The organism is Citrobacter sp. BDA59-3, from assembly GCF_015167655.1.
In the GTDB taxonomy this organism is placed as follows: Bacteria; Pseudomonadota; Gammaproteobacteria; order Enterobacterales; family Enterobacteriaceae; genus Phytobacter; species Phytobacter diazotrophicus.
In genome coordinates this window covers 2,809,722-2,822,883 of the sequence record NZ_CP063427.1, presented here as the reverse complement: position 1 = coordinate 2,822,883, position 13,162 = coordinate 2,809,722, and the positions used below count along the sequence as shown (strand labels likewise).

At 58.1% G+C, this 13,162-nt stretch carries 13 protein-coding genes; 1 reads left to right on the top strand and 12 read right to left on the bottom strand.

Annotated elements, in window-relative coordinates; translation table 11 throughout:
* Positions 1-139 precede the first annotated feature (139 nt).
* The 4 genes from IP582_RS13170 to nifL all read right to left on the bottom strand — a co-directional run bounded on the left by IP582_RS13170 (position 140) and on the right by nifL (position 5,263).
* Positions 140-643: a nitrogen fixation protein NifQ gene (locus IP582_RS13170; RefSeq protein ID WP_193793433.1), complete on the bottom strand. Its 504-nt coding sequence runs from the start codon at positions 641-643 to the stop codon at positions 140-142.
* The gene (gene nifB / locus IP582_RS13165) at positions 640-2,040 is read right to left on the bottom strand and encodes a nitrogenase cofactor biosynthesis protein NifB (protein WP_193793432.1); all 1,401 of its coding nucleotides are present in this window, start codon (positions 2,038-2,040) and stop codon (positions 640-642) included. Before nifB ends, IP582_RS13170 begins: the two co-directional genes overlap by 4 nt.
* A 167-nt stretch (positions 2,041-2,207) precedes the next feature.
* Positions 2,208-3,779, bottom strand: coding sequence for a nif-specific transcriptional activator NifA (gene nifA / locus IP582_RS13160; RefSeq protein WP_039078955.1), 1,572 nt, complete (start codon positions 3,777-3,779; stop codon positions 2,208-2,210).
* The gene (gene nifL, locus IP582_RS13155; protein WP_193793430.1) at positions 3,776-5,263 is read right to left on the bottom strand and encodes a nitrogen fixation negative regulator NifL; all 1,488 of its coding nucleotides are present in this window, start codon (positions 5,261-5,263) and stop codon (positions 3,776-3,778) included. The genes nifA and nifL overlap by 4 nt, the downstream gene beginning before the upstream one ends.
* A 358-nt stretch (positions 5,264-5,621) precedes the next feature.
* On the opposite strand from nifL, the gene IP582_RS13150 reads away from it, so the two are divergent.
* Entirely contained in the window at positions 5,622-6,152 is a 531-nt protein-coding gene (locus IP582_RS13150) for a flavodoxin (RefSeq protein ID WP_193793428.1), read from the top strand.
* Between the two features lie 257 nt (positions 6,153-6,409).
* Here IP582_RS13150 and nifM read toward each other — a convergent pair whose 3' ends face one another.
* The 8 genes from nifM to nifN form a co-directional block, all read right to left on the bottom strand.
* Entirely contained in the window at positions 6,410-7,204 is a 795-nt protein-coding gene (nifM, locus tag IP582_RS13145; RefSeq protein ID WP_193793427.1) for a nitrogen fixation protein NifM, read from the bottom strand.
* Positions 7,201-7,644: a nitrogen fixation protein NifZ gene (locus tag IP582_RS13140; protein ID WP_193793426.1), complete on the bottom strand. Its 444-nt coding sequence runs from the start codon at positions 7,642-7,644 to the stop codon at positions 7,201-7,203. The genes nifM and IP582_RS13140 overlap by 4 nt, the downstream gene beginning before the upstream one ends.
* Positions 7,641-7,898 (bottom strand): nitrogenase-stabilizing/protective protein NifW, encoded by a 258-nt coding sequence (locus IP582_RS13135; RefSeq protein ID WP_071194320.1) that lies wholly within the window; start codon positions 7,896-7,898, stop codon positions 7,641-7,643. Before IP582_RS13135 ends, IP582_RS13140 begins: the two co-directional genes overlap by 4 nt.
* Before the next feature lie 2 nt (positions 7,899-7,900).
* Entirely contained in the window at positions 7,901-9,043 is a 1,143-nt protein-coding gene (nifV, locus tag IP582_RS13130; RefSeq protein ID WP_125124633.1) for a homocitrate synthase, read from the bottom strand.
* 12 nt (positions 9,044-9,055) lie between these two features.
* Positions 9,056-10,258 (bottom strand): cysteine desulfurase NifS, encoded by a 1,203-nt coding sequence (nifS, locus tag IP582_RS13125; RefSeq protein ID WP_193793425.1) that lies wholly within the window; start codon positions 10,256-10,258, stop codon positions 9,056-9,058.
* A 34-nt stretch (positions 10,259-10,292) separates the two neighbouring features.
* Positions 10,293-11,120, bottom strand: a complete 828-nt coding sequence (gene nifU, locus IP582_RS13120) for a Fe-S cluster assembly protein NifU (protein ID WP_039078962.1) — start codon at positions 11,118-11,120, stop codon at positions 10,293-10,295.
* 198 nt (positions 11,121-11,318) lie between these two features.
* Positions 11,319-11,783, bottom strand: coding sequence for a NifB/NifX family molybdenum-iron cluster-binding protein (locus IP582_RS13115; RefSeq protein WP_193793424.1), 465 nt, complete (start codon positions 11,781-11,783; stop codon positions 11,319-11,321).
* Complete coding sequence (gene nifN / locus IP582_RS13110; RefSeq protein ID WP_193793423.1) at positions 11,770-13,152, bottom strand: nitrogenase iron-molybdenum cofactor biosynthesis protein NifN; 1,383 nt, start codon at positions 13,150-13,152, stop codon at positions 11,770-11,772. Before nifN ends, IP582_RS13115 begins: the two co-directional genes overlap by 14 nt.
* Positions 13,153-13,162 lie beyond the last annotated feature (10 nt).

Genomic DNA, 13,162 nt, shown 5'->3' with positions numbered 1-13,162 from the left:
TTAACGCCGCAGGTAAATGAACACGCTTGCTTAGCAAAAACTCCCTTATGATTATTAAAAATATAGGCATAAGTACGTGATTTAACAATTTGTGAAAGGTAAAGAATTGAGGCCCTGCATGGGGGCAGGGCCAGAAGGGTTAATACGCATCGAAACAGAGCTGCCGTTCGCAACAGGCGTCGCAACTGGGCGACCGACAAATGAGCTCTCCTTCTGTCTGTAAACAGCGCTGACGATAGAAGAACTTCTTCCAGCGCATATTTTCGCTGTTCATCTCCACCAGTTGCGGAAAGCAGTCGCTCATCAGTTCGCGCAATTCCGCACGCGAACTCAGCCCGAGATCCTGCCACAGATGGTTGAATGCCAGCGACACACTGGCAATGATCTGATGCATCGGCTCTGCTCCCGGCAACATATGGCATGCCAGCCAGTCGGCCAGTTGCGTTCGTTCCTCTGTACGGCTGGCGATAAGCTCCGACATCAACGTACGCCGCAAAACCACATCCGACGGCGCGGTATTGTGCGCGTTGAGCGCCAGCCAGTGGTTGTCGGAAAGCCCCATCTGCAAAGGGTAACAACCTTCACCCTGCGCATAGAGCTTTACCAGGCGATCAAGCCAGTAGTGCCGCGCGATGGGGGTCATGCCACCCCCTTGTGACAATCGGCTTGTTGCCACTCTTGACGCGCTTTTTCCCACCAGCGCGCAAGCGTCGGAAGGACCGGTTGCCACGCGTCATCAACGCAAGGCTCAATACCCTGTGCCTCCAGTTGCTGCCAGGGACCGTAGCCAATACGTGAGCAAAAAACGGCTTTTACATCCGCCAGCAGCGCCATGATCGCCGCCATACGTGCTTCACTGTCCTGGGGTTCACATTCGTCGCTTCCCTGGCAGTATTTGGGGGTAAAACGCTCATTCACCAGAACAACGCCCGCAGCGGAAAGACTGTAGATACGAAAACGATCCGCATGACCAAAATGACAGTCAATCACGTCTCCCCGCGTGGAGGCGACCGCGACCAGGCAGGCATCCGCTTCGTCTGACTCGCCCTGCGTGGCGATACTGGCGTGTAGCCTGGCGCGTTTTTGTAATGTCGGCAGCCAGGGTTGAGGCGCCGTTTCTGTCGGGGTAAACAGAAATTGCTGGCTGCGATCTTCGCCCAGCATACCTATCGCATCCGCACGGCACTGCTGGCAGTGGGTCATTTGCGGAATCACCTCGCCACACTGCTCACGAGTGGCGGCAAGCATCGCCGCATCCGGCTCAGGTTGACCGTTGAGGCCAAAAACGGTGCCATGCTCTGGTCGGGCAATCAGCGGCATAATGTTATGAATAAAGGCGCCGTATTGCTGCAATGTCCGGCTGACATCCACCAGAGAATGATCGTTGATACCGGGTATCAGCACCGAGTTGATCTTCACGAGCACACCTTTTTCCGTCAGTCTGCGCACCCCTTCAAGCTGGCGGGCCACGAGGATCTTTCCGGCTTCGCGACCGCTGTAGCGCTCACCGTCCAGCCACAGCCAGGCATAGATTTGCGCGGCGATATCGGGATCGAGGGTGTTAATAGTTACGGTGACGTGGTCAACGCCGACCTCCAGCAACCGGTCAACGGCATCGGGTAGCATCAGGCCGTTCGTCGACAGACACAGCTTCAAATCCGGTAGATGCTCGCGGATCAGTTCCAGTGTTTTGAAGGAGCGACCAATGTTCGCCAGCGGGTCACCGGGACCGGCGATCCCCACCACCGACAGTTGAGGAATTGCCGTCGCGACCTGGCGTACTTTCGCCACTGCCTGTTCGGGGGTCAGCAACGACGAGGAGACGCCGGGGCGGGATTCATTACTGCAATCGAATTTTCGGTTGCAGTAGTTACACTGCAAATTGCAGGCAGGGGCGACCGGCAGGTGCATGCGGGCGAAACGGTGGTGACCGCTACGGGAGTAGCAGGGGTGTGATGCCACTTTGTTGGCGATAAAATCAGTTAAGGGTTCACCAGGCGCCTGGCAACCCATGCCAGTAGCGGAAGAGCAGGAAGTCATGATCGCTCCTTAATTTGCGTAGTCATGTCTTCCTGCTGCAAAACCCGTACCGCCCACATAAAATGTAATTAATTGAAAAATATGACGTTATAAAAACGCTGTTCGTCGTTGTTTGTCGTAAATGTGGCGTTTGGCTGACAATGTGCTGAATGTCACAAAGTGAGCCGTCACATCCTGGGCATGCTGATATCCATAATTTGTATCCGATAGGCGACCTGACGGGGCGTCATACCCAGCAGACGCGCCGCTTTGGCCTGCACCCACCCGGCTTTTTCCAGCGCGGCAATCAGCCGTTGACGTTCATCCAGCGTTTGATCAAGCCAGCTATCCTCTTTTGGCGCGGCGGCGATAGCGAGTTTTGGCGTGTTCTCACGGTGGTTAAAGAGCACCACATCGCGGTCGATCAGGCCGTTTTCTGACATCACTGCCGAACGTTCCAGGCAATTTTCCAGCTCACGCACGTTACCGGGCCAGTTGTAGCCCATCAGCAGACGGATGGCGCCATCACTGATGCGCAGCGTACGCCCCTGGTTATGGGCGATTTTGCGCACCAGAAAGTGCGCCAGCTCGGCAATGTCCTCCTGACGTTCACGCAGCGGGGGCAGGGAGATGGGCATTACGTTGAGGCGATAATAGAGATCCTCGCGGAAATTGCCCATCCGCACCTCTTCTTCCAGATTCCGGTTGGTGGCGGCGATGATACGCACATTGACGCGCAGGGTTTCGTCGCCGCCAACGCGCTCCATTTCACCCTCCTGCAAAATACGCAGCAGTTTGGCCTGGAACGAGGCGCTGCTTTCGCCAATTTCATCAAGAAACAGTGTGCCGCCATCGGCCAGTTCAAAACGTCCTTTACGCTGGCGAACCGCGCCGGTGAACGCCCCTTTTTCATGGCCGAACAATTCGCTCTCCAGTAGCGTATCCGGTAGCGCCGCGCAGTTAAATTTCACAAAGGGCGCGGCGGCGCGAGGGGAGTTGTGATGAATAGCATTGGCGATAAGTTCTTTACCGGTGCCACTTTCGCCGCGCACCAGTACCGTGGTATCCCAGCGCGAAACCTGGCGGATAATGTCCATTGTCTGCTGCATGGCCGGGCTTTTGCCCACCATATTCTCAAAGCCGAAGGGACGAGGAGTGCCACAGTTGCGCTGGCGTTCGGTCTGGGCAATCGCGGCGCGCGGTGTGGGGGCGGCAGGCGGGGTCATCAGCCGGACTGTCTGTGCGACCAGATTGGCGACGGTTTCCAGAAAGCGCGTACAGGAAGGAAGCCGCTCCTCCAGACGCGCCATCGGCTGCGCGGCCAGCACGCCAATCGTCTGAGCGCCCGGTCCCATTAAGGGGACGGCGATAAACGGCAGGTTGTAATCATAGATGCCAAGCCTGTCGAGAAAGCGTTGATCGTCGGCGACACGCGGCAGCACAAGAGATTGCCCCTGGGATAGCACAGCTCCTACCAGCCCTTCGCCAGGGCGATAGCGAATTTGCGAGCTGCCGGGGATCAGATGTTGGTCTGCCTCCTGCAAGGCTTCAATACTCAGAATTTCCTGCTGGTTGTCATACAGACACAGCATGCCGTGTTGCATAAATGCGTCATTATGCAGAACACACAGCACCTCCTGCAGCGTCTGGCTTATCTCGGTTGCGCGACTCAACACCACGCTGATGCGTTGCATGGCGGTAAATTGCTGTGAGAGATCAAAACGCCAGACGGTGGTGCCCGACTCGGGTCGCTGGGTCATCGTGGGCCTCCGGTCAGTGAATGAAATAACGGGAATCGCAGGGTCAGGCAGGTACCGCCTTCAGGACGGGTAGTCAGTTCTATTGCGCCTCGATGATGGGCAACCAGGGTTTGAATCAACCGCAGCTCCATGCCTTTGCCGGGGGCGTTCAGAGCATCGGGGGAGTGGGCGTATCGCACATGGATGAGCGGCACATTATCTGTCAGCCAAATGGACAGCCAGCCATCCTCTTCACGGGCGTAAAGCTGGGTATGCAGCGTTCTGTCCGGTAGCGCGGCGGCGAGGGCCAGCGTACGGTCCAGCCACAAACTGAGACAGGCAAGGATCTGCGTGCGCTGACCAAATCCCGCCAGATTCGGAGAGGCCATTTCAACGTGCAGATTTTCGCCATTGTTATAGCGGGTATGGTAAAGGGCGCGCAGGTCGTCAAACAGCGGTTGCAGAGGCCACAGCGCGCTCTCTTCCAGATCGAGAGAAGGGCGGCAGCGTTGCAGGCGGGCCAGCGCCTCTTCCCCCTCGCGCCACGCGGCATCCAGCGCCACGTTATGGTTATCTTCACCGTTGAGACGTCGCGCCGCCGCCAGCATATTGATGGGGCAGTTTAGCTGAACCAGCGCGGCATCCAGCGATTCACGGATCGCGGCCAGCAGCTTCCCGGTGGTCATCTCCTGTTTGAGACGATCGAGACGGCCCTGTTCGGCCTGTTGCTGTTGCTGGGTGCAGTCGGTGATCACCACCAGGGTGCGGGGCAGCGCGGTATCAATAAAGTAGCGGCTGGCTTCTTCGCTCACCCCCGGCAAGGTCCAGCAGGTGACAGAGAGCCAGCGCACGGCGCCGCGCAGCACCACAGGCAGTATTTGCCCGGCATAGAGATCGCTTTTGCGCCGGGAGAAATCCAGTTCGGTGAGCAGCTCCTTGCCACCGCAGTCGGCACAGAAGGTTTTGTAGGCGAGGTTGTCCATGACCACCTGGTCCTGCTCGTTGACCACCACCACGGCGGCAGGAATGTTGTTCAGCACCGCCTCGCTCATGGTGGTGTGATTGCGCAATCGCTGTTCGAGCGCATAGCTGGCGCTGATATCACGTTGCATGGCCAGGTAGTGTTCCAGTTCGCCCTGTTTGTTGACGACCGGGGTGATATCGACCTCAGCCAGATAAAGGCTGCCATCCCGACGGCGATTGATGAGCTGACCGCGCCAGGGCATCTGTTGCAGCAGCGTTTGCCACAGTTCCTGATAAATGCTGCGCGGCGTCTGTTGGCTTGCCAGTATGCGATGGTTCTGGTTGAGCAACGCTTCCAGGCTATAACCGGTCTGGCGACAAAAGGCCGGATTAGCGTACAGAATCCTCGCGTCCGGGTCGGTCAGCGAAATCGCGATCGGAGCCTGTTCAACCATCGTGGAAAACAGTCCGGGATGTTGAAGTGAGAGGTTGCCCGCAATGTGCTGCGGTGCGCTGGTCTCCAGCATCATATTAAAGGTCATCACACGCTCCTGGTTTCAGGCCCGGCTGTGTCGCATTTACAACATTTTGTGTTGTGAAACGCCCGACATCCGCAGCCCTGATTGGGTGTGATTAACCATGCAAAGAGTGCACCTTTCGAACAGGTAACGCGCCGAAACATTGATCCTGATTCGTGTTTTGGCCCTGATTTGGCCCTCAGAGGCCTTCAAAGCAGGTCTGGATAGCGGAGAGAGGACGGCGTTTGCACAAAAAAGAGTCATTTTTTCATCCATTTCAGTGCACAGAAGGCCTTAAAAAAACCTGGCACAGCCTTCGCAACAGGAGAAGGGATATCCGCCGTTTGCAGGCGGCCTTATTCTTTCTCAACAGGAGCGCGACATGGCTAACATTGGTATTTTTTTTGGCAGTGACACGGGAAAAACCCGCAAAATCGCCAAACTGATCCAGCAAAAACTGGGGGATGTGGCGGATGCGCCGGTCAATATTAACCGCACGTCGCTGGAGACGTTTTTGTCGTACCCGGTGCTGGTTCTCGGTACGCCAACGCTGGGGGACGGGCAGTTGCCGGGGCTTGCCGCCGGGTGTGAAAATGAATCCTGGGGGGAGTTTATCGATCAACTGGCTGATGCCAATCTGAGCGGTAAAATTGTTGCCTTATTTGGGCTTGGCGATCAGCAGGGATATCCGGATAACTTTGCCAGCGCGTTGCGCCCCCTCTATGACGCGGTGGTGGGCAGTGGCGCGCAGGTTGTCGGTGAGTGGCCAGGCGAAGGGTATGATTTTTCCTTTTCCGCCGCACTTGAGGCCGGGAAGTTTGTCGGGCTGGTGTTGGATCAGGATAATCAGTTTGATTTAACAGAAGAGCGGGTAGCGTCGTGGCTGGAGCAGATTAAGCCGCAGATCCTGTAGGGAGGGGCCCCGGATGCGGCGCGTGGCGCGCCTTATCCGGGCTACGTGGGCTGAGGAATCCCCACAAAAATGCGAGCACGAACGGTCCCCTCTCCTCTTTGGGGAGAGGGCCAGGGTGAGGGGGAAAATGCAGCTCAGGTGGCCATCTCGTTCACCTTATGTTCCTTGCTACGGGTTCGGTGCCAGGTAGCCCGGCTAAGCGCAGCGCCAGCCGGGTCAGGGTTCTTAAAAACGCGCAAACTCAGAAACCAGCGCACTCAATCCGTCATCCCGGCCATCAACTGCTTTAACCAGGTCTGTTGCCGCTGCTGCTGATGCTGGCGCCATAAAAACGCCCGTGCTTTTTCCAGCGCCTCTGTTTGTGGCAACGCCTGAGGCGCGCGAATACGTTCACACCAGACAAGATGCCAGCCCAGCTCCGTTTCCACCGGCGCGGCGATACCGTTTTCCGGCAAGGCAAACAGGGCGGATTCAAGCGCGGGATACAGCAAACCGCGACTGATCCAGCCTAACCGCCCACCTTCTAAGGCACTCGGACAGTGGGAATAGCGTTTTGCCAGGCGGGGGAAAACCTCACGTGCGGGCTCAATTTCCCGGTAAAACTGCATAGCCTGGCGGCGCACACTCTCGCTATCGTCATCAACGGTGAGCAGCAGATGGTGGGTTAACCGCTGCTCCGGGCGCCTGAATTTTTCCTGATTACGCTGATACCAGGCGAGCACCGTCAGGTCATCAGGTATAGGTGCCTGCCCGGTGATCCGCGCAAATTGCAGCTCCATCAGCGCATGATGACGCACCACCGCCAGGCGCTCTTCACCGCTAAGCGCACTCTCAGCGAGTAACTCGGCCAGCGACGATCCAATGCGCTGTAACAGGTCATCGGTGACCGGTAAATCACGGGCCTGCTGAACGACAGTTTGTTCCAGAAAACGCTGCCGACGCCACGCCTGTTCAAAGGCCGCCTTTTCACCGGCGGGAATTTCCTGCGGCTCGCACTTCCAGCGGCTCTTCGCCAGACGCCGCCGACCGAATTGCTCCCAGGCTGTACTCATGCGATCTCCTCCGCTAAGCGCAGGGCGCTGGCGGGTACCTGAAACCAGCGTCCGAAAAAGGTGACGGTGTAACTATTGCCGTCATGCCCCTGATCGGTAGCTTCGATTTGACCTATTGCGCCGGCGCTGACCACCACCGCGCCATTGATCGAAAGGGGCTGTAAGGCGGTGACAGGATCGCCGAATTGCAGCATCCCGGCATCCCAGGGCTGGCTTGCCGGGATCAGCTCCTGCGCGCGGCAGCCAACCATGATGTCGCCGTCGAGAAAGTGGATCCGGTAGATAATCTGATCCTGCAAAAACACGCCCCATTCCCGAACAAACCCGGTACTGCCACGCCGAACCAGCAACTGGCCGCGTGTATAGCCGGGCATGGTGCCGTCATTACGAATGGCCCGCGTCACACGCACCTCATCGCCAAAGGTAAAGATCGGAGTCATTGCCCACCTCCGCTAATCTGTTGCTGGTAGCTCTCTGCCAGCAGCCGCCGGGCCAGCAGCCACGGCGCGCGCGTGTCCTCCTCCAGCAGATTACGCAGCGGGACGTTGTCGCGCAGTTTATGGTGAAAGGCTTTCAGCACGAGCAGGCAGCGGCTTCGCAACACGGCGGGCTCATACGGGACGGAAAAAAAATCAAAGAAGGATTCAGCGCTCTCCAGCTCATCGACACCGGGAATCTGATAAAACCACTGCATATTCATCCTCCCACCTGGCGTATCGGCTCACCGCACAACTCATCGTAAATGGCGATCAGTTCATAATCTTTCGGGGTACGCTTCCAGCTCTCCGCAAAGCGGCGAATGGCCGGAAGCAGTACGTCGATTTGCAGCGCATTAAGGGGGTACCCCATGCGCGCAAAGACGCCATCCACCGCCTGGCGGCCAGAGTGTTTTCCCAGTACCAGACGATATTCCCGGCCCATCAGTGCCGGATCAATCGCCTGATAACTCTCTCTGTCCTGCAACAATGCGGCGACATGCACCCCGGATTCATGGGTAAAGACCTGTTCGCCAACCAGCGGTTGTTGCGCGTCGATAGGGCGCTGGGCGGCCTCGGCGACCTTCTGGCAGAGGGTGGGCAACTGGCTAAAATCGACGCCGCTCTCAAGCGCCAGGCAACGGTGCACACCGAGGGCGACCGTCTCCAGTGCGGCATTCCCCGCGCGCTCGCCCAGCCCCAGTACGGTGGTATTCACGCTGGTTGCCCCGGCGCGGATGGCCGCCAGCGTATTGGCGGTGGCCAGCCCCAGGTCGTTATGGGCGTGCATCTCAATGTCACCGTTCCAGTAACTCCGTAGCGAACGGATAGACGCGTCCGTCGCGAATGGGTCCAGCAGCCCCAGCGTATCGGCAAAACGTAAACGCAGCGCGCCTGCCCGCTGTGCGACACTTGCTATCTGGCGAAGCGTGTCGTCATCCGCGCGCGACGCATCTTCACAGCCGACGCAGACCGCCAGCCCCAGCGTGCGCGCCATACCGATAAAACTCTCCAGCCGGTCAAGCAGCACCGCCAGCGGTTCACGCAATTTGTACTGACGCAGTTTGTCGGATGCCGGAATCGAAATATCCACCCAGTCCATGCCCAGATCGGCGCTCTGGCGGATATCCCCGGCGTTCATGCGACACCAGGACATCAGTGTCGCATCCGGTAAATGGCGACGGACAAGCTGGATACGGGTGCGCTCTTCGTCACCCATTGCCGGTGTTCCCACCTCAAGCGCCGTAACGCCTGCGGCAAACAGCGCCTCGGCGATGGCGACTTTCTCACTGGCGCGAAACGCCACCCCAGGACTTTGTTCGCCGTCGCGCAGCGTTGTGTCGTTAATCAGCACACTGGCCATAGCCGCCTCCGTTTAGCCGTAAACCGGCGCAAATGAGGACGTCACCGGGAGCGGTTTACCGTCCTGCCAGTAAGGGGAGAGCATCCGCAGCCGGGCGATAATCGGCGGCAACGTGGCGATGACGTAATCAATCTCTTTTTCCCGCGTGTAGCGTGACAGGGAGAAGCGAATGCTGCCATGAGCGGCGGTATAGGGAATGTTCATCGCACGCATCACATGCGACGGTTCAAGAGAGCCTGACGTGCAGGCACTGCCGCTGGACGCGGCGATCCCCGCCTGGTTGAGCAGTAACAAAATGGCTTCGCCTTCAATAAACTCGAACGCCAGATTTGCGGTCCCCGGCACCCGAGGTTGTTCGCCGCCCATGACCATCACCGACGGCACGCTATTGACCAGCTCGTCCTGCAAATAGTCGCGGAGCCGGGCAATTTCGCCCATACCGGGCAGATGAACCTGTGCCAGTTCACACGCGCTGCCCATGCCGACAATCCCGGCAATATTTTCCGTACCGGCGCGCCGTCCACGCTCCTGATGGCCGCCACGCAGCAGCGGACGAAAGCGCGTGCCGCGGCGCAAATAGAGGCAGCCGACACCTTTCGGGCCGTGCAGTTTATGCGCGGAACAGGAGAGCATGTCGATAGCGGTTTTACCGACCGCCAGCGGAATTTTCCCTACCGCCTGAACCGCGTCACAGTGGAACAGCGCGCCGTATTCATGGGCCAGCTCCGCCATCTCGGCCACCGGGAAAATCACCCCGGTTTCGTTGTTGGCCCACATCACGCTGACCACCGCCACCCGATGGCTGAGCGCCTGGCGGTACTGCGCCATATCGAGCGCACCCTCGGCATTGACCGCAATACGGTGGATCAGATAACCCTGGCGCTCCAGGTGTTCGCAGACCGCCAGTGTCGCCGGGTGTTCCACCGTGGTGGTGATGATTTCACGGCGTTCCGGCAGCAGTTCAATGCAGGCATGCAGCGCCGTCGAGGTCGCTTCCGTGGCGCAGGAGGTAAAAATGATTTCACTGGCGTGATCGGCGCCAAGCAGGGCGGCGACCTGTTGATGCGCACGCTCCAGCGCCCCGCGCGAGGGCAGACCAAAGTCATGAATCGAAGAAGGGTTGCCGTAGTGTTCGGTCAAAAACGGCATCATCGCCTCCAGCACCATCGGGTCGATACGGGTGGTGGCGTTATTATCCAGATAAACCTGTTTCATCTTTATTCCCCCATAACGGATAGTGAGGTGTGGCTTACGCCGCCACGACTTCCATAAAACAGCCGGTACGTTCCATTAATTTCTGCTGCAGCCAGGCCAGCGTCATATCGGTCATCATGCAGCCGCTACAGCTACCGGAAAGGCTGACGGTCACTTTGTGATTCGCGACATTAATCAGCGACATATCCCCGCCGTCGGCCTGGATATGCGGGCGCAGTTCGGTAATGGCGTCGATCACCTCTTGCCAGTGCGGATCTTTTGTCGCCTCCACCGCGACAGCCGGAGCCGCCTGCTGCTCGGCCAGAATATCTGCCAGCGCCAGTTCGATACTTTCATGGCAGGATGTGCAGCCGCCGCCCGCTTTGGTGTAGTTGATCACCTCTTCAAGGGTGGTCAGCCCGTTGGTCAATACCGCGCGGCGAATCTGGCCTTCGTCTACGCCAAAGCATTTGCAGATAAGTTTGCCTTCTTCATGATCGTCATCGAGGGTTTCGCCCCGGTAGTTGGCGATCGCCGCTCGCAGCGCTTCCTGGCCCATCACCGAGCAGTGCATTTTTTGCGGCGGCAGCCCGTCGAGATAGTCGGCGATTTGCTGGTTGGTGACCTGTTCCGCTTCTTGCAGCGTGCGGCCAATGATCAGTTCCGTTAATGCCGACGAAGAGGCGATGGCGCTACCGCAGCCAAAGGTCTGAAAACCGGCCTCCAGAATGGTTTCGCTTTGCGGATCGACCCGCAGCATCAGGCGCAGGGCGTCGCCACAGCTTATCGAACCTACATCGCCAATCGCATTGGCCTCTGCCACCACCCTGGCATTACGGGGATTAAAAAAATGATCTTTCACTTTCTCGGAATAGTTCCACATGCTCTCAGCTCCCAGGATTATGACGGACAGCGCAGGGCGCAATTCACCGCGTTAATCAACAGCGGGTATGAAGATTAAGCAAAAGCAGTACCAGAGCGTAAAAATGATATTTTTCAGAGGGTTAATGATTCCCCCTCACATAAGCCCACGCGCAATGTCGTGGTTTATGTGAGGTTTGTCGCAGAAACGACACAATCTTTAGCGTTCATCGTCGTCCTGCCACTGACTTTCCAGCAGCAGTTGCGAAAAGCGATTGGGATCGCGAAGCCGCGTGCTTTTGCGCTGTTCTTTGTCATACCAGTAGTGCTGGATTTCCTGTAGCAGGCCGACAATCGGCGTGTCTTCGGGCACGCGAACGGCGCGCACGCCTATTTGCAGCAGTTGCCGAAATACCGTTTCGCCAATCGCCACACAATAAAGGGTGACGCAATCTTCCAGCGCGCTGATGCGGCTGGTTATCTTCTCTGCTTGATGGCCAGCCAGTACGGTAAAGTCCACGACCCGCAGCAAGGTGACGTCATCTTCTTTGACGCCATACACCACCAGGCGTGGCGTAGCACCAAAGTGCTGATCCACGTGATGGTAATCGGAACTGGCGAAGGCGACTTTCATCGACCATTCACCGGAACAGATAGTGCTGAACTGGCGATTAACATGTTGCATAGCGACCTCCGTCGGCGTCCTGGGCAAATTGCTGGCGCAGGGGGGAGCGGTAGACGGGCAGGTGGTGATGACGTTCGCGCATCAGGTTCGCCAGCTCGAACAGTGTGTCGCGAATGCCGGGGTATCCCTGACGCACGCGACGAAATTCGCCAAGCCTGTCGAAGACAGGAAACCCGGCGCGGATAAGCGGGATGGAGAATTGTTCGGCCAGGTCTGCGGCATGAGAGTTGGCGACCAGCAGGTCAGCAGGCATATCGCAGAGTAAATCCTGCATGTCTTCCAGATCGCCAATGACCACTTTCTCCACGGGAAGCTGTTGCAGGCCCGGCTGGCTGACCGGCGCCACAACGGGGCCGGGGAGCATGCCCTGGCTACGGGCGAAATCACACCAGCCCGCCAGCAGATCGCCCTCGGCGGCCAGCGCGAGCCGGGCATCCTGCAACCACATATGACAATCGATCATCGCATCCTGCAATTGTCCGCGCTGGCGCTCAATCCAGGCGGGAACCTCGCGCCCGGAAATGATCTTCAGTTGATGAACAAAACGGTCGCAATGTTCCATGGTCATCAGATGGGGAAGCACGATCACCTCGCCACGGCTACGCTGTGCCAGCAGTGATGCCGCACGGGACAGCGACACGCCAATAGCAAACGTGCACAGGCTCTGTCCCATCTGTTCGATAATGCGCAGGGGCGTCCCCCCCTGAGTGACCGGCGAAAAATCGCCGCTTGCCAGGTGACCATCCAGCGACTGCGAAAGATCCGGCACGATCACCGGTTGCAGGCCAAAAGCCTCCACGTAGCTGCGCAGCAACTCAACATCACCGGGCGTCAGCAGGTGACTTAACAACAAGTTGACCCGCCGGTTACGCAGGCCGTGCTGAGGCTTTTCCGGCACCCACTGTTCGATGACGCTTTCCACCACCGCACTAAAGCCGTTCTCCAGCGTGCCGTAAAAATCCGGGGTGTTGACCGTCAGGAGAGCGATATTTTTGTGGCGGGGAAAATCCTCACGGAACTGACGTACCACGCGGCTGATATCGCTGCCCTGCGCCTCAGACAGACCAGTACTCAACAGGACGATGGCTTTCGGGGTGTTGCGCTGGCACAGCGTATTGAGCGCTCTAAGGATATTGCCGTCCGCCCCCATGACCGTTGAGGTGGGGTCCATCGCCGTGGATTGCAGCGGAATAGGGTCATGAAAATGTTGGATAAAAAACACTTTGGCGAACGCGCTGCATCCCTGCGCACCGTGCACCAGCGGAATACTGTGCTCAAAGCCGAGGCTCGCCAGAATGGCGCCTAACGGCTGGCCGCTTTTTACCGGGCTCACCGCCAGCGGTTTCTGATTACGGATGATATCTGCCATCTTTCACTCC